This is a genomic window from Streptomyces sp. NPDC002889 (genome assembly GCF_042888425.1).
In the GTDB taxonomy this organism is placed as follows: domain Bacteria; phylum Actinomycetota; class Actinomycetes; order Streptomycetales; family Streptomycetaceae; genus Streptomyces.
Genome location: NZ_JBIAPT010000029.1, coordinates 1 through 18463, shown reverse-complemented (window position 1 = coordinate 18463; position 18463 = coordinate 1). Strand labels below are relative to the sequence as shown.

General features: G+C 70.8%; 15 protein-coding genes and 2 pseudogenes. 10 read left to right on the top strand and 7 right to left on the bottom strand.

Annotated elements, in window-relative coordinates; genetic code table 11:
- Positions 1 to 35: 35 nt before the first annotated feature.
- Positions 36 to 488 carry a DUF6643 family protein gene (locus tag ACFYWI_RS32445; RefSeq protein WP_389239339.1) on the bottom strand — a complete coding sequence of 151 codons (453 nt, stop codon included), beginning with the start codon at positions 486 to 488 and terminating at the stop codon, positions 36 to 38.
- 250 nt (positions 489 to 738) lie between these two features.
- Here ACFYWI_RS32445 and ACFYWI_RS32440 point away from each other — a divergent pair, with 250 nt between their 5' ends.
- Positions 739 to 2001, top strand: a complete 1263-nt coding sequence (locus ACFYWI_RS32440) for a TerD family protein (protein WP_389239338.1) — start codon at positions 739 to 741, stop codon at positions 1999 to 2001.
- 19 nt (positions 2002 to 2020) lie between these two features.
- Here the strand turns inward: ACFYWI_RS32440 and ACFYWI_RS32435 are convergent, their stop codons facing one another.
- The gene (locus ACFYWI_RS32435; protein ID WP_389239337.1) at positions 2021 to 3193 is read right to left on the bottom strand and encodes a glycosyltransferase; all 1173 of its coding nucleotides are present in this window, start codon (positions 3191 to 3193) and stop codon (positions 2021 to 2023) included.
- Positions 3194 to 3251: 58 nt separating this feature from the next.
- Here ACFYWI_RS32435 and ACFYWI_RS32430 point away from each other — a divergent pair, with 58 nt between their 5' ends.
- Positions 3252 to 4037: a glutamate racemase gene (locus ACFYWI_RS32430; protein WP_389239336.1), complete on the top strand. Its 786-nt coding sequence runs from the start codon at positions 3252 to 3254 to the stop codon at positions 4035 to 4037.
- Between the two features lie 83 nt (positions 4038 to 4120).
- Positions 4121 to 4705 (top strand): hypothetical protein, encoded by a 585-nt coding sequence (locus ACFYWI_RS32425; RefSeq protein WP_389239335.1) that lies wholly within the window; start codon positions 4121 to 4123, stop codon positions 4703 to 4705.
- A 129-nt stretch (positions 4706 to 4834) separates the two neighbouring features.
- On the opposite strand, the gene ACFYWI_RS32420 is transcribed toward ACFYWI_RS32425, so the two are convergent.
- Positions 4835 to 5914 carry an O-antigen ligase family protein gene (locus ACFYWI_RS32420; protein ID WP_389239334.1) on the bottom strand — a complete coding sequence of 360 codons (1080 nt, stop codon included), beginning with the start codon at positions 5912 to 5914 and terminating at the stop codon, positions 4835 to 4837.
- Between the two features lie 191 nt (positions 5915 to 6105).
- On the opposite strand from ACFYWI_RS32420, the gene lnt reads away from it, so the two are divergent.
- The 4 genes from lnt to ACFYWI_RS32400 all read left to right on the top strand — a co-directional run bounded on the left by lnt (position 6106) and on the right by ACFYWI_RS32400 (position 11101).
- Complete coding sequence (lnt, locus tag ACFYWI_RS32415) at positions 6106 to 7725, top strand: apolipoprotein N-acyltransferase (RefSeq protein WP_389239333.1); 1620 nt, start codon at positions 6106 to 6108, stop codon at positions 7723 to 7725.
- A 20-nt stretch (positions 7726 to 7745) separates the two neighbouring features.
- A complete protein-coding gene (locus ACFYWI_RS32410) occupies positions 7746 to 8228 on the top strand; it encodes an NUDIX domain-containing protein (protein ID WP_389239332.1) in 483 nt (160 codons plus the stop codon).
- 54 nt (positions 8229 to 8282) lie between these two features.
- Positions 8283 to 9086 carry a 3-hydroxybutyrate dehydrogenase gene (locus ACFYWI_RS32405; protein ID WP_389239331.1) on the top strand — a complete coding sequence of 268 codons (804 nt, stop codon included), beginning with the start codon at positions 8283 to 8285 and terminating at the stop codon, positions 9084 to 9086.
- 77 nt (positions 9087 to 9163) lie between these two features.
- Complete coding sequence (locus ACFYWI_RS32400) at positions 9164 to 11101, top strand: helix-turn-helix domain-containing protein (protein WP_389239330.1); 1938 nt, start codon at positions 9164 to 9166, stop codon at positions 11099 to 11101.
- Positions 11102 to 11276: 175 nt separating this feature from the next.
- Here ACFYWI_RS32400 and ACFYWI_RS32395 read toward each other — a convergent pair whose 3' ends face one another.
- Positions 11277 to 12680, bottom strand: coding sequence for an MFS transporter (locus ACFYWI_RS32395; RefSeq protein ID WP_389239329.1), 1404 nt, complete (start codon positions 12678 to 12680; stop codon positions 11277 to 11279).
- 410 nt (positions 12681 to 13090) lie between these two features.
- On the opposite strand from ACFYWI_RS32395, the gene ACFYWI_RS32390 reads away from it, so the two are divergent.
- Complete coding sequence (locus ACFYWI_RS32390) at positions 13091 to 13531, top strand: GNAT family N-acetyltransferase (protein WP_389239328.1); 441 nt, start codon at positions 13091 to 13093, stop codon at positions 13529 to 13531.
- 17 nt (positions 13532 to 13548) lie between these two features.
- Here the strand turns inward: ACFYWI_RS32390 and ACFYWI_RS32385 are convergent, their stop codons facing one another.
- Positions 13549 to 14601 (bottom strand): aromatic acid exporter family protein, encoded by a 1053-nt coding sequence (locus ACFYWI_RS32385; protein ID WP_389239327.1) that lies wholly within the window; start codon positions 14599 to 14601, stop codon positions 13549 to 13551.
- Positions 14602 to 15033: 432 nt separating this feature from the next.
- Between ACFYWI_RS32385 and ACFYWI_RS32380 the strand changes: the two genes are divergently transcribed.
- Both ACFYWI_RS32380 and ACFYWI_RS32375 read left to right on the top strand, forming a co-directional pair.
- A complete protein-coding gene (locus ACFYWI_RS32380) occupies positions 15034 to 15183 on the top strand; it encodes a hypothetical protein (protein WP_389239326.1) in 150 nt (49 codons plus the stop codon).
- Between the two features lie 521 nt (positions 15184 to 15704).
- Complete coding sequence (locus ACFYWI_RS32375) at positions 15705 to 17702, top strand: amino acid transporter (RefSeq protein WP_389239325.1); 1998 nt, start codon at positions 15705 to 15707, stop codon at positions 17700 to 17702.
- Between the two features lie 84 nt (positions 17703 to 17786).
- On the opposite strand, the pseudogene ACFYWI_RS32370 reads toward ACFYWI_RS32375, so the two are convergent.
- Both ACFYWI_RS32370 and ACFYWI_RS32365 read right to left on the bottom strand, forming a co-directional pair.
- Positions 17787 to 17921: pseudogene (locus tag ACFYWI_RS32370) on the bottom strand (MarR family transcriptional regulator); the annotation flags it as partial.
- A 138-nt stretch (positions 17922 to 18059) separates the two neighbouring features.
- Positions 18060 to 18332: pseudogene (locus ACFYWI_RS32365) on the bottom strand (IS701 family transposase); the annotation flags it as partial.
- Positions 18333 to 18463 lie beyond the last annotated feature (131 nt).

The window sequence follows — 18463 nt, the reverse complement described above, 5'->3', positions numbered from 1 at the left end:
GCCAGTCCGGGCGACCGTCCGGCAGCTCCGATGCGTCAGTATCCCCGGCCCTGGTAGGGGCGGTTGTACGGATCCTCGTAGGGCGCGGGTGCCGGAGCGGGCCGGGCCGCCGCGGGCCGCATGGCCTCGTAACCGGTGGGGACGGGCCGCGACTGCGGTTGCGACTGGTACTGCGTGGCCGCATAGCCGCGCGGGGCCATGGCCTGCTGCGGGATGTACGGCGCGGGCGCCTGCTGGAGCGGGACGTGCTGTTGCATGGGCTGCGGGTAGCCGTACGCCGGAGCGGAGGGCGCCGCCGGAAGGGCGGGGAGCGCCGCAGGGAGCGCCGGCAGGTAATAGCTGTTGCCGGTGTCATAGGCGGCAGGCACTCGGATCGGGGCGATCTGAGGCGTGCCCCGCTCCGCGACCAGGGAGTCGTAGATCGGGGTGTCGGGGAACGACGGCGCGGAGTAGTAACCGCCGCCATAGGTGGAGCGGGGGGAGGTCATGGCACATAAGTTAAGCCCACGATGTGCTGGTTGGGGAGCCCGATAAGAGGGTTGTTTCAGCGGTTGTGTGTGGCTGGAGATCCCCAATGTGAGCGAATCTGGCAAAAACGGTCGTCCCGCAGTGCGTGGATCCTGTAAAGGACAAGCTGAGAGTGGGTTACCCACGGGTCGGTGGGTCGCCGGGGGCGTGGGGGCAATAGGTTGACGCCGAATGAATTTCCGCGCACCGCGACTCGCGATGGGGGCGAGCATGTCCATGCTTAAAGGAGCCAATACTCCGGTGCCGGCGCAGCGCGTTCGCGTCGAATGGGGATGGCGGGCGGGACCGGGGGCGCCGGACGTCGACGCCTCGGCCCTCCTGTTGGCATCCGGCAAGGTCCGCTCGGACGCGGACTTCGTCTTCTACAACCAGCCCGACCACGCCTCCGGCGCCGTACGGCACGAGGGGAAGCAGACCGCGGCGGGCGCTGTGACCGACACCGTGACGGTCGATCTCACCCGCGTGGAGAGCGCGGTCGAGACGATCGTGCTCGCCGCATCGGCGGACGGCGGCACCTTCGGGCAGGTGCCCGGGCTGCACATCCGGGTGCTCGACGCGGGCTCCGGCGCCGAGATCGCGCGGTACGAAAGTGCCGACGCGACGGTCGAGACGGCGTTCGTCCTGGGCGAGCTCTACCGGCGACAGGGTGCCTGGAAGTTCCGCGCGGTGGGCCAGGGCTACGACACCGGACTCCAGGGCCTCGCGACCGACTTCGGCATCACCGTCGACGAGCCGCAGCACGCGCCGGTGCCGCCGCCCGTGGCCCCCGTCGCCGCCGCGGCGCCGCTCGCACCCCCGCCACCGCCCACGACTGCCCCGGCCGCCCCGTCCGCGCCCGTACGCCTCACCAAGGTCACCCTGACCAAGGAGACCCCGTCCGTCTCCCTCACCAAGCAGGGCGGCACCTCCGGCGCGATGCGTGTCAACCTCAGCTGGCAGGTGCGCAAGCAGTTCCAGGGGTGGGGAGCCAAGCTGGGCCGAGCCGTCGCCCTGCACGGCGATCTCGACCTGGACCTGTGCGCCCTGTTCGAGCTGACCGACGGCCGCAAGGGCGTCGTCCAGGCGCTCGGCAACGCCTTCGGCGCGCTCCACCAGCCCCCGTACATCCACCTCGACGGCGACGATCGCACCGGCGGTACGCCCGGCGAGAACCTCACCGTCAACCTCGACCACAAGAACGAGATCCGCCGCGTCGTCATCTTCGTGACCATCTATGCCGGAGCCCGCAGCTTCGCCGATCTGGATGCCACGGTGACACTGCAGCCGCAGCACGGCGCGGCCATCGACTTCTCTCTCGGCGAGTGCACCGTGCCCTCGACCGTCTGCGCGCTCGCGCTGATCACCAACACCGGCTCCGACCTCGTCGTGCAGCGTGAGGCCCGCTTCCTCGTTCCCGAGCGCGGTGTGAGCCCGCAGCGCACCATCGACCACGCGTACGGCTGGGGCATGAACTGGACGCCCGGCAGGAAGTGAGAGACCGGCGCCCGTTGTGTCAGCGGTCGGGCGCGGCCTCGGGACGTGCGTAGGTACGTCCCTTCCAGGCCGCGCCCCTGCCCCGGTAGTGCTGCACCGCCGAGTCGACGGTCATCAGCAGATACAGCGCGGCGGTGAACGGCAGTGCCGGGGCCAGCAGCAGCGGCTGCCGGTAGTAGCGCAGCATCGGCAGATATGTACCCGTCATCACCGCCCACGCCAGACCCCCGGCCCAGGCCGCCGCCGCGTCGCCGGTGGCCACAGCGGTGAACAGCGCCACGGGCGGGGCGAGATACACCAGCGCCAGCCCCGCCACCGTCCCGACGAGCAGCAGGACACTGTGGCGCAGCTGGGCGTAGGCACAGCGGGAGACCATCCGCCACAGATCGCCGAACCGTGGATAGGGACGCACGCTGTCCACGCGGTCCGCGAGCCCCAGCCAGATCCGGCCGCCCGAGCGCTGCACCGCACGCGCCAGCGAGACATCGTCGATCACGGCCCGGCGGATCGAGCACGGGATGTCCGCCCGCCGCGCGCTCTCGGCACGCAGCAGCACACAGCCGCCGGCCGCGGCCGCCGTCCGTGCCCCGGCGCTGTTGATCCACCGGAATGGATACAGCTGCGAGAAGAAGTAGACGAAGGCGGGCACCACCAGCCGCTCCCAGCCGCTCACCACCCTCAGCCGCGCCATCTGCGAGACGACATCCAGACCGTTCGCATGGGCGGCGGCGACCAACTCGCGCAGACTGTCGGGCCGGTGGGCGATGTCGGCGTCGGTCAGCAGCAGATACGCCGGATCGCGCGCACCGGCCAGGGCCATGCCGTGCCGCAGCGCCCACAACTTCCCCGTCCACCCGGGCTCGGGCTCACCAGGGGCCGCGACCCTCAGCGGCAGCCCGCCGTGCCGCTCGGACAGCGCCCGCGCCACCTCCCCGGTGCCGTCACTGCTCCCGTCGTCGACGAACACGATCTCCGCCCGCCCCGGGTAGTCCTGCGCAAGCAGGGACGGCAGACTCAGCGGCAGCACGTCGGCCTCGTCCCTGGCGGGCACCACGACGGCGACATCCGGCCAGACCGCGGGGGTCTCACGGCGCGGCAGCCGCTGGTCGGTACGCCAGAAGAAGCCCTGCCCGAGCAGCAGCCACCCCCAAGCACCCAGCGATGCCACGGCGATCCAAGCAACGGAGCTCATTCGCCGCAGTCTGCACCACGGCGGCCGGGCCGCGAGGGCGGTCGACTATGGTGACCGGGTGAAGATCGCGCTCATGGACTCCGGAATCGGCCTGCTCGCGGCCGCCGCCGCGGTACGCCGGCTGCGGCCCGACGCCGGTCTGGTGCTCTCCTCCGACCCCGACGGCATGCCCTGGGGCCCCCGTACGGCCGATGGCATCACCGAGCGCGCGCTCGCCGTGGCCAGGGCCGCGGCCGTCCACGGCCCCGACGCCCTGATCGTCGCCTGCAACACCGCCTCGGTGCACGCGCTGGCCGCCCTGCGCGCGGAGCTGGAGCCCGGGATCCCCGTCATCGGCACGGTTCCGGCGATCAAGCCGGCCGCGGCCGGCGGCGGTCCCGTCGCCATCTGGGCCACTCCCGCCACCACCGGCAGCCCCTACCAGCGCGGGCTGATCCGCGACTTCGCCGACTCCGTCGACGTCACGGAGGTCCCCTGCCCCGGACTCGCGGACGCCGTCCAGCATGCTGACGAGGACGCCATCGACCGGACGGTGGCCGCCGCTGCCGCGCTCACTCCCACCGGGGTCAGGGCCGTCGTCCTGGGCTGCACGCACTACGAGCTGGTTGCCGACCGTATCCGGGCAGCACTCCAGCGGCCCGACCTTCCGCCCGTCGTCCTGCACGGTTCGGCCGGCGCGGTCGCCGCCCAGGCACTGCGCCGTATCGGCCAGTCGCCCGCCCCCGAAGCGGAACCGAGCAACGCGCTGACGGTGCTGCTCAGCGGACGGGAGTGCGCACTGCCGGGACCCGCGCTGCGCTACGCCGAAGGCCGTCTGCTCCAGGCTGTCAGTCCAGCCCACTGACCCCTCCCGCGACGGGATCCGGAATCCGCCGCCGGTGACACGGACCACTGCTGGACAATCGGATGGTGGGTACTCTCCTAGACATGAGGGACCACTCCCACCATGAGGGGCATGGCTCAGAGCCCCTCCCTGATGTCTGGATCGGCCGCGCGACCAATCGCATGCAGTGGCTGCTCGCCGTGGCGGGCGCGGCCTGCCTCGCGCTCGGCGTCAAGCTGGCCGTCGACTCCAGCTGGGCCTCGGGTTTCGTAGCGTTGCTGATGTCCGTGATCGGCTGTGTGGCCGCAGGCCTGCTGATGCTCTACGGAACCCTCGCGTTCGTGCATGTGGCCGTCAAGGTCGACCAGGACGCCATGGAAGTGCGCTGCGGTCATATGGGCCTGCCGCGCCGCCGTATCCCGCTCACCCACGTGGCGGATGTCGAGGTCGTGTCCACCGTGACGCCGCGGCAGTGGGGCGGCTGGGGACACCGCTGGCGTCCGGAGCAGGGCACCGCCGTGATCGTACGACGTGGTGAGGGCATTCTCGTCACCCTGGGTGACGGCCGGACGTTCACAGTCACCGTCGACGACGCGGAGACCGCGGTACGGGTCATCCGGGAGCGAATGGGCAGGGCCGGGACCGGCAGGGGTACAGGCGCGGGCACCGGTACGCCGATAGGGGCCTGATCCCAGGGCGCCCACGGAAGGCGGCGCCTGCCACCGGCCGACACGGACGACTCCCCGGCGCCTGCGGTGCTGTCGGCGTCCGCCGGTCGCCTCCATGGGCCGGCCCCGTCAGCTCGGCTCCGGTCCGCGTCATCGCCGGCTCTCCGCGTCCGCGGGCCGCGCGCTGTCCGCCGCCACCCGGTCGGAGCAACCGTCACCCGTCGTACGCGCCGTCGCCAGCCCCGCGAGCAGACCCGCCCCCGCCGTCACGGGTGTGAAGCTCAGAGCATTGCCGACCGCGGCCAAGGCCGCGAGTCCGGTGAGCGCGGCGCCCGCACTGAGCACCAACGGGGTGGGACGGGGCGAGCGCCACAGACCGTGCAGCATCCAGCAGAACGCCGCCGCGAGCAGCGCCACCCCCACCACCCCCTGCTCGGCCGCCTGCTGCAGCGGCGCCGAGTGGGGTTTGCCGTCCGAGCCGAGCGACTGCTGCGCGGTAACGCTCAGTTCGCCGAATCGCTCCGGGCCGACTCCCCGTACCGGCTCCTGCGAGGCCAGTGCGACCGCGTCCTGCCACAGTGCCACCCGGTTGGGGGTGAGCGCCCCCTCCAAGGTGGCCATGAGCCCGTCCGGCAGGGCGTCCTCGGCCACACTCCACGACATGGCGACCACCAGGCCGCTCGCGGCGACGAGCCCCACGAGCGCGGCGGTGCGCCGGTGCATCCGGGCCGCCGCGAGCGAGCACAACAGGACACCGAGACACACCACCGCGCCGGGGAGCGACCCGATCGCCACGGCGACGCACGCCACGGCGATCGCCAGCATCCGCAAGGCGAGCCGCAGCCCGGCGGGCCGCGCCGACGACGCGGCGCAGCAGGCCGCGCCCGTGCCGAGCACCAGAAGCGAGGCGGTTGCTCCCGTGTGTCCGGGCTGGGTGGCCGCTCCGGCGGTGGCCCCGGGAATGCCCTGGCCGGAGGCGATCGCCAGGCCGAGTGCGCCGAGCGTCGCGACGGCAGCCGTTGCGACCGGCAGGACACTGGCGCAGATACGGCCGAAGGCGTATCCCGCCGCGACGGCGAACACGGCGAGCAGCACACCCTCGGGCCGGGCCTCGCGACCGGCGGCGCTGATCAGCGACCACATGGCGCAGCCGCCGAGGACGACGACGCCGGCGACGTCGGTCGCGCTGCCGCGCTCCCGCGCCGCGGACCGTGCCTCCCGTGCACCCATCGCGTCGCCCCCGCTTCCCCTCGGCCCCTGAATATGACGCGCCCCGCCGCGACCAGCGGTCGAACCGCGAGGACCGGCGCACACGGTAACGGCAGTCACAGCAGTTTGGGACGGTTATGCGCAGAAACGTTGCTTCAGTACGAAGGCACCGCGCTGCACCGCCCACAGCGCACCGCCGTAGACTCCGCCAGGTGAGCGCCACCATCACCTCCGTCGACACCACCCAGCCGGCCTCCGCCGGCCGACCGCTGCTGCTGCGGCGACTCGTACGGCCGGCTGCCGCCGCGCTGTCCGGTGTGCTGCTCTACCTCAGCTTCCCGCCCCGGCCCCTGTGGTGGCTGGCGCTGCCCGCCTTCGCGCTGCTCGGCTGGACCCTGCGGGGCCGGCGCCCGTGGGCCGCACTCGGCCTCGGCTACCTCACCGGCCTCGGGTTTCTGGTGCCGCTGCTGATCTGGACAGGCGAGGAGGTCGGCCCGGTGCCCTGGCTGGCACTGGCGGCCGTGGAGGCGCTGTTCGTAGCCGCCGCCTGCCTGGGAATCGCGCTGGTCTCCCGGCTGCCGGTGTGGCCGGTATGGGGAGCGGCCGTCTGGATCGCCGGCGAGGCCGCCCGCGCACGCGCGCCGTTCGGCGGCTTCCCCTGGGGCAAGATCGCCTTCGGACAGGCGGACGGATTCTTCCTGCCTCTCGCCGCGGTCGGCGGGACGCCCCTGCTGAGTTTCGCGGTCGTCCTGTGCGGCTTCGGTCTGTACGAGACCGTCCGCCGGCTGCTGGTACGCCGACGAACCGGCGAACTCCCGCTCAGGGCGGCGGCCGCCGCCCTGCTCTGCCTCCTCGTGCCCGTCGTGTCGGGCCTCGCCGCCCGGCCTCTCGTCGACGACTCCGCCGAGGACGGCACCGCGACCGTCGCCGCGATCCAGGGGAACGTGCCGCGCCTCGGATTCGACTTCAACGCCCAGCGCCGGGCCGTCCTCGACAACCACGCCCATCGGACCGAGGCGCTCGCCGACGATGTGTCGGCGGGCAAGGTGCCCCAGCCGGACTTTGTGCTGTGGCCGGAGAACTCCTCCGACCTCGACCCGTACCGCAACCCTGATGCCCGCCTGGTCATCGACGACGCGGTGAAGGCGATCGGCGTGCCCACCGTCGTCGGTGCGGTGGTCACCCCCGAGACCGGCAAGCTCCGCAACACCCTGATCGAGTGGGACCCGGCGCGCGGCCCCGTCGACACCTACGACAAGCGCCATGTCCAACCGTTCGGCGAGTACATCCCGCTGCGGCCCCTCGTACGGATCTTCAGCTCCGACGTCGACCGGGTGCGCCGCGACTTCGGGCCCGGGCACAAGGTCGGCGTGTTCGACCTCGCCGGCACCAAGGTCGGCCTGGTCACCTGCTACGAGGCCGCGTTCGACGACGCGGCACGCGACACCGTCACCCATGGCGCCCAGCTCATCTCCGTACCGAGCAACAACGCGACCTTCGGGCGCAGCGAGATGACCTACCAGCAGCTCGCGATGTCGCGGGTGCGAGCCGTGGAGCACAGCCGCCCCGTCGTCGTCCCCGTCACCAGCGGGGTCAGCGCGGTGATCATGCCGGACGGAAGGATCGTCCGGCAGACCAAGATGTTCACACCGGACGCCCTCGTCGCCGAGGTGCCGCTGCGGTCCTCGCTCACACCGGCCACGCGGCTCGGTGTCTGGCCCGAGGCGGCGCTGCTGCTGCTCGCGGCGGGAGCGCTGGGCACGATCACCCTCGGCGCCGTACGCGGCCGCAGGCAGCGCAACGCCGATCAGGGGGCCGTGGACGCCGGTTGAGGCCCGTTAGGGTCGACACCATGGGCACCCCTGACTTCATCCGACAGATCCGGGCCACGGCCGGCCGGCAGTTGCTGTTCCTGCCGGGCGTCAGCGCCGTGGTCTTCGACGACGCCGGACAGGTGCTGCTCGGTCGGCGCGCCGACACCGGGAAGTGGTCGGTCATCGGCGGGATTCCGGAGCCGGGGGAGGAGCCGGCCACGACGGCCGAGCGCGAGGTGTACGAGGAGACCGCCGTACGCTGCGTGGCGGAGCGCGTCGTGCTGGTGCAGGCGCTGCCCGAGCCGGTCGTCTATCCCAACGGTGACGAGTGCCAGTTCATGGACATCACCTTCCGCTGCCGGGCGGTGGGCGGCGTGGCCGGTGTCAACGACGACGAGTCTCTCGAAGTGGGCTGGTTCCCCGTGGACGCGCTGCCGGAGCTCACAACATTCTCGATCTTCCGGATCAAGCAGGCGCGGGCCGAGGGACCAGCATGGTTCCAACCCACCATCCAGCAGTGAAGTATGGGCGGTGACCACATCGGTCGGGGGATCATCGCTGCCTAGGGTGCCCTCATGACCGCGCCCACCGCTCCAGGCCCCGCACCCCACACCGTCACCCTCGACCTCGGCGGCAGAACCGCACTCGTCACCGGCGCCGCGGGCGGCATCGGCCGCGCCTGCGCGCTGCGGCTCGCGGCCGCGGGGGCGAAGGTCAGGGCCGTCGACCGGGACGCCGACGGGCTTGCCGCCCTGGCCAAGCAGACATCCGGCCTGGCGGGTGCCCTGGAACCTCAACTGCTGGATCTCACCGACCTGGAAGCGGCCGAGGCGGCCGCCGCCGGCGCGGACATCCTGGTCAACAACGCCGGGCTGCAACTGGTCCGGCCCATCGAGGAGTTCCCGCCGGACGTCTTCCACACCGTGCTCACCGTGATGCTGGAGGCGCCGTTCCGGATCATCCGGGGCGCGCTGCCGCACATGTACGCCCAGGGCTGGGGCCGGATCGTCAACATCTCGTCCGTGCACGGGCTGCGGGCCTCCGCCTACAAGTCCGCCTATGTGTCGGCCAAACACGGCCTCGAGGGGCTCTCCAAGACCGCCGCCCTCGAGGGGGCACCGCACGGGGTGACATCCGTCTGCGTCAACCCCGGCTATGTGCGTACCCCGCTGGTCGAGAAGCAGATCGCCGACCAGGCGGCCGCGCACTCCCTGCCGGAGGACCGGGTGCTCTCCGACGTCCTGCTCAAGGACTCCGCGATCAAGCGGCTCGTCGAACCGGAGGAGGTCGCCGAGGCGGTCCTCTACCTGTGCTCCCCGCAGGCCGCCTTCATCACCGGGACCTCCCTGGCCCTCGACGGCGGCTGGACCGCCCACTAGGCATGTCCCCGGATCAGGCCCGATTCGTTGTCCACAGGGCTGGTGCGACCGCCCGTACGGCAGGTAATCCTGTGTCCATGCCCCACGATCAAGCCTCCTACCTGGAGCTCCTCGCTCGCGGTGCCGCCGCGGAGGCGTACGACAGGCCTGGCCTGCTCGCCCGCGCGAGCGGCGCGGGCCCCGAGGCGCTGGCCGCGCTCGAGCACGCCAAGCAGCTCGCGCTGCGGGTGCGTGCCGAACTGGAGGGGCGGCGGCGCCGTGAGGCGGAGCTCTCCGCCCTCTTCGAGACCGCACACGACCTGGCGGGGCTTCGTGACCTGGACGCCGTGCTCCGGGCGATCGTGCAGCGCGCCCGCTCACTGCTGGGCACAGAGGTCGCGTATCTCAGCCTGAACGACCCGGCGGCCGGCGACACCTACATGCGGGTCACCGAAGGTTCGGTGTCGGCGCGCTTCCAGCAGGTGCGCCTCGGCATGGGGGAGGGACTCGGCGGCCTCGTCGCCCAGACCGCCCGCCCGTACGTCACCGACAGCTACTTCGACGACGCCCGGTTCGAGCACACCCGGACCATCGACGCGGCCGTCAGCGACGAGGGACTGGTCGCCATCCTCGGCGTACCGCTGATGCTGGGCAGCCAGGTCATCGGAGTCCTGTTCGCCGCGGATCGCCGCGCCCGGGTCTTCGAACGCGAACAGGTCGCTCTGCTCGCCTCGTTCGCCGCACACGCCGCCGTCGCCATCGACACCGCGAACCTGCTCGGCGAGACCCGGTCGGCCCTCGCCGAGCTGGAGCGGGCCAACGCCATCATCCAGGACCACAGCGGAGTGATAGAGCGGGCATCGGAGGTCCACGACCGGCTCACCGAGCTGGTGCTGCGCGGCGGCGGCGTCCACGATGTCGCCGCGGCCTTGTCCGAAGTCCTCCATGGGACCGTCGAGTTCACCGATATCGCGCCGCAGTCCACGAGCGCGGACGGCCATGCGAGCAGGCACGGCGACGACTGGGTCGCCGCGGTCTCGGCCGGCGGTGAGGTGTTCGGCGCGCTCGTGCTGCGCGGTCACCCCGACCTCGACCCGGTCGACCAGCGCACCCTGGAGCGCGCCGCCATGGTGACCTCGCTGCTGCTGCTCGCCCGTCGCTCCGCGCATGACGCCGAACAGCGTGTACGGGGCGAACTGCTCGACGACCTGCTGGATGCGCCCGAGCGTGACCCCAGGCTTCTGCGGGAACGGGCCGCCCGGCTGCGTGCCGACCTGGACGCTCCCCATGTGGTGCTCGCCGCCCGTATCGACGGGCCCGGCACGGACCCGGGCACCCGCGACGGAGGGGCAAGGGACGGTGGTGCCGGTGGTACCCGAGACCCAGGAGCCTCGGCGGCCAGGGAGACAGCGGACCGCCAGCGCCTGTGGTCCGCCGCCTCGCATCTGGCCGCCACCCGCTCGGGCCTCGCCGCTGCCAGAGACGGCGGCACGGTCCTGCTGCTGCCGCTCGGCCCCGGCGACACCCCGGCCGACCTCGCCCGTCAGACCGCGCGGCAACTGGGCGGCACACTACGGGAGTCGGTCACCGTGGGCGCCTCGTCCCCGGTGGCCTCCCCGGCCGACGATCCCGGCCCGATCGGGGGCGCGTACGCACAGGCCCGCCGCTGCCTGGACGCGTTGCGGCTGCTCGGGCGCTCCGGGCAGGGCGCGGCGGCACAGGACCTGGGTTTCCTCGGGCTGCTCCTCGCCGACCCCGGTGACATCGAAGGCTTTGTGCACCGCACGATCGGCGAGGTCGTCGACTACGACCGGCGCCGCGGCACCGACCTGGTCGGAACGCTCGACGCGTACTTCGCGAGCGGTATGAGCCCGGCGCGCACCAAGGACGATCTGCATGTCCATGTGAACACGGTGGCCCAGCGCCTGGAGCGGATCGGGCGACTGCTCGGGCCCACCTGGCAGTCGCCGGCCAGATCCCTCGAGATCCAGCTGGCGTTGCGGCTGCACGCGATGTCGGCGGCCGTCGAGCACTGAGCCACCACGAAGCCGGCGCGCGGCTGCGACCAGCCGTGCGTCAAGCCGCGCGGCCCCCCTCGGGCCGCGCGGTTCCTCGTAGCGGACGCCCACCGGGCAACTGGGCGCGGCAAACGCGAAGCCGCGCGGACCTCAGGCCCGCGCGGCTTCGCAACTCCGTACCGCCGTCACACCGTCAGGCGGTGCGTGCGTCCGCCGCAGCCTGGGCGGCAGGTGCGTCCCCGACCGCCCCCGGGTCCGTGGCGTCCACGGCATTGAGGTCCCGGTAACGGGTCTCCCGGGCACATCCGATGGCCACCACCGTGAGCAGTGCGGCGGCGATGACGTACAGGGCGATGGGCGTCGACGAGCCGTAGTCGGCGAGCAGCGCGGTCGCGATCAGCGGCGCGGGCGCCCCGGCCGCGACGGACGAGAACTGCGCGCCGATGGAGGCGCCGGAGTAGCGCATCCGGGTCGCGAACATCTCCGAGAAGAAGGCGGCCTGCGGCGCGTACATCGCCCCGTGCAGCACCAGGCCCACGGTGACGGCGAGCAGCAGCGATCCGAAGGACGCCCGGTCGATGAGCGCGAAGAACGGGAACATCCACGCACCGACCCCGATCGCGCCGATCAGATACACCGGCCTGCGCCCGATGCGGTCCGAGAGCGCGCCCCACAGCGGAATGACCGCGAAGTGCACGGCCGAGGCGATGAGTACGGCGTTGAGCGCGGTCTGCTTGCTCATCTCCACGGCGGTGGTGGCGTAGACGAGGATGAACGCGGTGATCACGTAGTAGCTGATGTTCTCCGCCATGCGCGCGCCCATGGCGATGAGCACATCGCGCCAGTGGTGCCGCAGCACGGCGACGAGCGGCATCTTCTCCACCTGGCCGGCGGCCGCCTTGCGCTCCTCGGCCTGTGCCAGAGCCGCCTTGAAGACCGGCGATTCATCGACAGAGAGACGAATCCACAGGCCGACGATGACCAGTACTCCGGAGAGCAGGAAGGGAACGCGCCAGCCCCACGAGGTGAACGCGGCGTCGGACAGCAGCGCGGTGAGCGCCGAGAGCACACCTGTGGCGAGCAACTGCCCGGCCGGCGCCCCCGTTTGCGGCCAAGAGGCCCAGAACCCGCGGCGCTCGGCATCCCCGTGCTCGGACACCAGCAGGACCGCCCCGCCCCACTCGCCGCCGAGCGCGAACCCCTGCACCAGCCGCAGCACGGTCAGCAGCACCGGCGCGGCGCTCCCGACGGTGGCGTGCGTGGGCAGCAGGCCGATCGCGAACGTGGCGCCACCCATCAGAAGCAGGCTGAGCACCAGCAACTTCTTACGGCCGAGCCGGTCGCCGTAGTGCCCGAACACCAACGCCCCGAGCGGCCGGGCGGCGAAGCCGACAGCGTAGGTGAGGAACGAGAGCAGCGTTCCGACGAGCGGGTCGGAGTCCGGGAAGAAAAGCTTGTTGAAGACCAGCGCGGCGGCCGATCCGTAGAGGAAGAAGTCGTACCACTCGATGGTGGTCCCGATGAGGCTTGCGGCGACGATGCGCTTGAGTGAACTGGGAGCTGCTGGACCTGGTGGAGCGGTTGCGGGGGCGGCCATGAACACCACTTCCGGACAGTTGGCGGGGACGTTTCCGTGTCGCCACACCGTAGAAACACGCAGGTCAGTGGCACATGTGGTGGGACACCATACTTCAGCCGCCTGCTGTGCATGCAGCCACTATGCGAGGCGCATGGGCGCCGGTTGGGGCTCGAATTGGAGCGCGGAGTGCGCCTGTCAGAGCCGCGTAATGCGGCATGGTTCGGTGGTGCCCGGTGCTCACTCCCATGCTGTTCGGTGGTGACCTGAAACCCCACGTCAGCACCCCTGATCACCTGTCCCGTACCTGGCCGGTGACGGTGGCAGCCTCGTGACTCCGCGGTGCCGCGCGGTGGACAACGTCGGGCTGATGAGCCGAGGGAGGACAATCAACGCAACCAGGGTGAGTCCGGCGGGGTAGCGTGGCGATCATGGTGGACTGGGATATTCGGCCGGCGTCGGTGGCGGACGTCGAGGCGGTGGCCGAGTTGCGTGCCCTGGTGCTGCGGGATGACCTGGAGCGGCTCGGTCGGTATGACGAGCAGCGGGTGCGGCAGCGGCTGAGGGACGGATTCGACCCGAGGCACACCTGGGTAATCGAGGTGGGCGGCGCGTTCGCCGGCTGTGTGGCGCTGCGACAGGCTGAGGACGCCCACTGGCTGGAACACTTCTACCTCGCTCCGCATCTGCAGGGCACGGGCATCGGTTCGGGTGTGCTGCGCGGGCTGCTGGAGCGATGCGACCGCAACGGCGCCCTTGTCCGGCTGAACGTGCTGCAGGACAGTCCGGCCCGGCAGCTGTACGAGCGGCATGGGTTCACAGTCGAGACCGAGGATCCGGTGGACGTATTCATGGTGCGCAAGCCGGCATAAGGACCGGCTGGTAATCCCTACCCCGTCGAGGCCGCCACCGTCCCGGGAGTCAGCTCGCACAGGAGCTGTTGAGCCTCGACCAGCAACTCACCCCCAATCGCCGCAGCTGTGCCCTTCTCCTGCTCGAAGTCCCTGGTGAGACTCTCCAGCGTGCTCCACGCGCTCTTCAGCGCCGTGTCGCGTCGGTCGCGCACCGGCAGCGACTGGGCGCGGTCTTTGAGTAGTTCGGCGTCGGCACCGCACACGATCGCGGCCTGCTCCAGCACTCCGGCGTAGCGGCCGAGGTATGCGGGGGAGGGGGCGGCCAGCCGGGACCCGCTGTCGGCGGCGGCCGCCAGCGTGCGGGTGACAGCGATGAGGCGGCTGCCTATCCGCTCCCACGCCGCGTCCGCGTCGGCGGGCGGGGGAGGGGGCACGCTGCGACGGAGGCGCCTGCCGGGGTTGAAGCGGAAACTCTCTGTGGCCCACCGCCGGGCATTGGCCAGAGCCCGCACTGTTTGGGTGAGCCGCCCGGCCCGGTGGCACCACTCGGCCGCGTCGGTCAGCGCATCGTCCTCGCGGAGTCCCTCCGCCATGGCATCCAGCAGCGTTCCGCTGCCGCGGGCAAGGAGCTCGAGGTTGTCCCGCACGCTGCGCAGGTGTACCGGCGGCAGGATGAAAGCGTTGACTGCTATGCCGACCGCGGCGCCGATCAGCGTTTCCAGGAGCCTGTGCCCCACATCTGTAGGAGTGGAGGAGCCGTAGGTGATGACGAACAAGGCAGTGGTGGCGCCGTAGATGCCTTGGCTCCCGAGCCTGCGGTGGCTACCGATCAGCAAGGTGAACGGCAGCGTGAGGACCATGGAGACCAAGGTGCTGCTGCCGGTGACGGCCATAGCGGCGGACGCCCACAACGTGCCCACGACGATAATCGCGAGCTGCTGGAACCCTGCCCGCAACGACCGGTAGACGGTGCTCTCGACAAGCGCGACAGCAGTCCACGGCGCCATCACTGCCAGAGGAGCCTCGAGCCACCAGCCGGTCAGAGCCCAGGCGGCGATCGCCGCCGCGGCAGCCTTGAGGGACTGCACGACCCCGTCACGTTCCGGGCCTGGCTGGCGCAGCGCAGAATGTATCGTCCGACGTACTGCGCTCAGCTCCCACTCCAGCCACCGTTTTGCGTGAACCATTGCGCCCGTGCCCGAACCCTCCGCCGGCTCTCCATGACAGTGACGACTACCCAACGGGGAGCTACCTCTCGGCTCGGCGCGCGTTCGAACAGTTCATGCCTTCCTTCCGTGATCCACACCGTGGGGGCTTTCGTCCGGGCCTTGGGGTGTGACTGTGTGGCCTTGTGGGACCGGCGGTCCTGCGGAGTGCTCCGCCCTTGTTGCTGCGTCGCGCTTCAGGTTGCCGAGGATTCGGTGTTTCGCCTCCTCGAGAAGCGAAGGCAGGCTTGCGCGGCGGCGGGTTCCCTGTGTTCCTTCGCCCAAACTGCGGGCAGCCGTAGGCCCGCTCCCTGTGTGTGGGCCCGCGTTGCGGGCGATGCCCTGGACCTGACCCTCCTGGGCCGCGCCCTGGAAGCCCGCAGCGGCGACCGTCGGCGACGGTCGGCAGCCACCACGGTCACCCTGGCCGCCATCACGGCCGCCGACCTGTCGACATCTCTATGAGGATTCAACACCCCACGCGTACAAGGTCGTCGACCGCCCTGGTGGCTCGATGATGCAGCGGCCTGACCGAACCGCGCAGCGAGCCTCACCTTCCCTGAGACGAGGGCTCGCCCTACGCGGGCAACCGCTGCGCGGTACGTGCCTCCGCACTCCCATGGGCCCCGTTGCTCCCAGCCCTTGATGTTGCAGGCTCGCCTTGAGACGTCGTTTCTTGGGCCGACCGCCCGGTCTTGAGCCCGGGCTGTCGGCATGGCGTTTCGCCACCGGGCGCGGCTGTAACGCTCGTGATCGATTCACCTGAAGCGCCGGGCGGGAGGTGTGCCTGACGCGGGTGCGTCGGTCGCACTGGGGGTGGGGAGCGGGGGACGGGGAACAAGCCACCGGCGTGCACCGCTGCCGTGTGCCGACCCCGGAGGGGTCGGTACCACACGGAGGCCGGATACTCGGTGGTCGTCGCGGTGCCGTGAGTGCGGTGACTGCCGAGCCCGGTGCGCCGGGTCTTAGAAGAGGTTGATGGGGACATGAAGGACACGAACGAACTGGCCACGCCGGAACTGGCTTTGCCGGAAGTGGTGGACAGTCCCGCTCTGCGGGCACAGCCGACCGGCAGCCTGGCGCGGTGGTTGCTGCGCCACCGGGTGCAGCCGGTCGGGCCGGCGGCCGGTGAGGGACACACCGAGCCGCATGCCTGGTGGAAGGTGATGTGCCTGACGGGGGTGGATTACTTCTCCAGCCTGGCCTATGTACCGGCGATTGCGGCACTTGCGGCCGGGGCGGTGTCGCCGTTGGCGACGTTGGTGATCGTGGCGTTGACTCTGCTGGGGATGCTGCCGATGTATCGGCGGGTGACCCGGGAGAGCCCGAACGGGGCCGGGTCGGTGGCGATGCTGGAGGACCTGCTGCCGTTCTGGTGGGGCAAGTTGTTCGTGTTGGTCCTGCTCGGTTTCGTGGCCACATCGTGGATCATCACGATCACCCTGTCCACGGCGGACGCCTCCGTGCACGTGGTGGAGAACCCATACTTTCCGCATGCCCTGCACGGTCATGAGGTCGCCCTCACGGTGTCATTGTTGCTGGTCCTGGGAGGGGTGTTCCTGCTCGGGTTCAGCGAGGCGGTCAGGGTGGCCATCCCGCTGGTCGCGGTCTTCCTGGTGCTCAACGCGGTGATCATTGCCGTCGGATTGGCGAATGTGTTCACCACACCGGGGGCTCTTTCGGCGTGGACGGACGCGCTCGTCGAGGGCGGAGGCGGCCTCGGGGATCTGGCGGGACCGGCGCTGGTGGCGTTTCCGCTGCTGGTGCTGGGCCTGTCCGGATTCGAGACCGGGGTGAGCATGATGCCCCTCGTATCCGCCGAAGGCACCGATGCCGAGCAGCGGCAGCGCTCGCGGATCCGCAACACCCGCAAGCTGCTGACCACCGCCGCGCTCATCATGAGCGTTTACCTGCTTGCCGCGAGCTTCGTGACCACCGTCCTCATTCCCCACAAGGAGTTCGAGGCCGGCGGTGCGGCCAACGGCCGGGCTCTGGCCTGGCTGGCCCATGAGAACCTCGGGGAGGCGTTCGGCACCGCCTACGACATCAGCACCATTCTGATCCTGTGGTTCGCGGGCGCCTCCGCGATGGCAGGGCTGATCAACATCGTGCCCCGGTACCTGCCCGACTACGGCATGGCCCCGGAGTGGGGACGCGCGGTACGCCCCGTCGTCCTCGTCTACACCGCCCTGTGCATCGTCATCACCATCGCGTTCGACGCCGACGTCGACGCCCAGGCCGGCGCCTACGCCACAGGCATCCTGGCCATGATGGTCTCCGGCGCCTTCGCCGTCACCGTCTCGGTCGTACGCCGCCGTCGGCGCGCGAGCGCTGCAGGCTTCGCTCTGCTCACTGCGGTCCTGTTCTACGCGCTGGTGGCCAACATTGTCGACAAGCCCGACGGCATCACCATCTCCGGCGGGTTCATCGCCGGCATCATCGCCGTGTCACTGATCTCCCGGGTGGCGCGTACCACCGAACTGCGCGCCGACCGCATCGTCTTCGACCCGGCCGCCCGCCAGTTCATCACCGACACCCTTGCCTACGACAACGCCATCAACATCATCACCAACCGTCGTCAGGCCGGCGACGGTGCCGAGTACGGCGCCAAGGAGCGCGAGCAGCGCGGCACCAATCCAGTGCCTGCTCCCGCCGACGTGCTGTTCCTGGAGATCGACGTGGTCGACCCGTCCGACTTCAGCGAAACCCTGACCGTACGGGGCGTGGAGGTCGACGGGTACCGCATCCTGCGCGCCGAGGCCCCGGCCGCCCCGAACGCCATCGCCGCGATCCTGCTCGCCCTGCGCAACACCACCGGTGTTCAGCCGCACTGCTACTTCGCCTGGGCCGAGGGCAGCCCTCTGCGGCACATGTTCCGCTACTTCCTCCTCGGCCGGGGCGACACCGCTCCCGTCACCCGCGAGATCATCCGCAAACACGAGCCCGAACCCGACCGCCGCCCGGGCATACACGTCGGAGGCTGAGGTTGCTGAACCACGCGCGGTGGCAGGGGCTGCATGAGGTCCCCGTTTGAACAAGGGGCAGAACCTGGGAATGTCCGTCGCCATCACGTTGGCGACCATCCTGCGCAGCACCTTGAGTGCGGCCACGTGCGCCTCATCGCTGATGCCCTGGTGGACCACGGCGCGTAGCTCGGTCACCAGCTCGCGCCGCCGCACCATGGCAGCCTCCCCGTCATGGGTGCGGTGCACGCCCCGTGCTGACGGGCCTGTGGGCGGGACAGCCTTCCACTCCCCGCCGCCATCGACTTCGACGCGCCGCCTAAAGCGTGTACTGCGCTGCGGTCACGGGTGTGGGGCGGCGGTCGGCGGGGCGGGTGATCAACCGTCTGATCTAGGGGAGGCTGAGGGGCCGAGTCCGGCTGATCCGTTTCTGCTTTCCCTGTGTCGAGTTCGGTGGCTCGCAGGACGGTCAGCCAGGCGTGGGCGGCCATGGCAAGGATGATGCGCCGGGGCCGGCCGTCGTAGCGGCGGACCTGGTAGTCGTCCAGGCCGCAACTCGCCCTTCGCGTTTTGGAAGCACTCATCGATCGCCCAGCGGGCGTCGGCCACCCGGATCAACTCGTCCAAGGTTGTGCCGACGGGTGCGTGGGCGGGAACACGCCGCGCTGGCAGTTCTCCGTCCGTCCGGGGGCCCGTATTTCAATAACTGTAGCGACGGGGTTCCGCCGGGGTTGTTCGGGCGTGTAGCTGTTCCAATGTGCGGGCGGGCGATCCGGGTATCG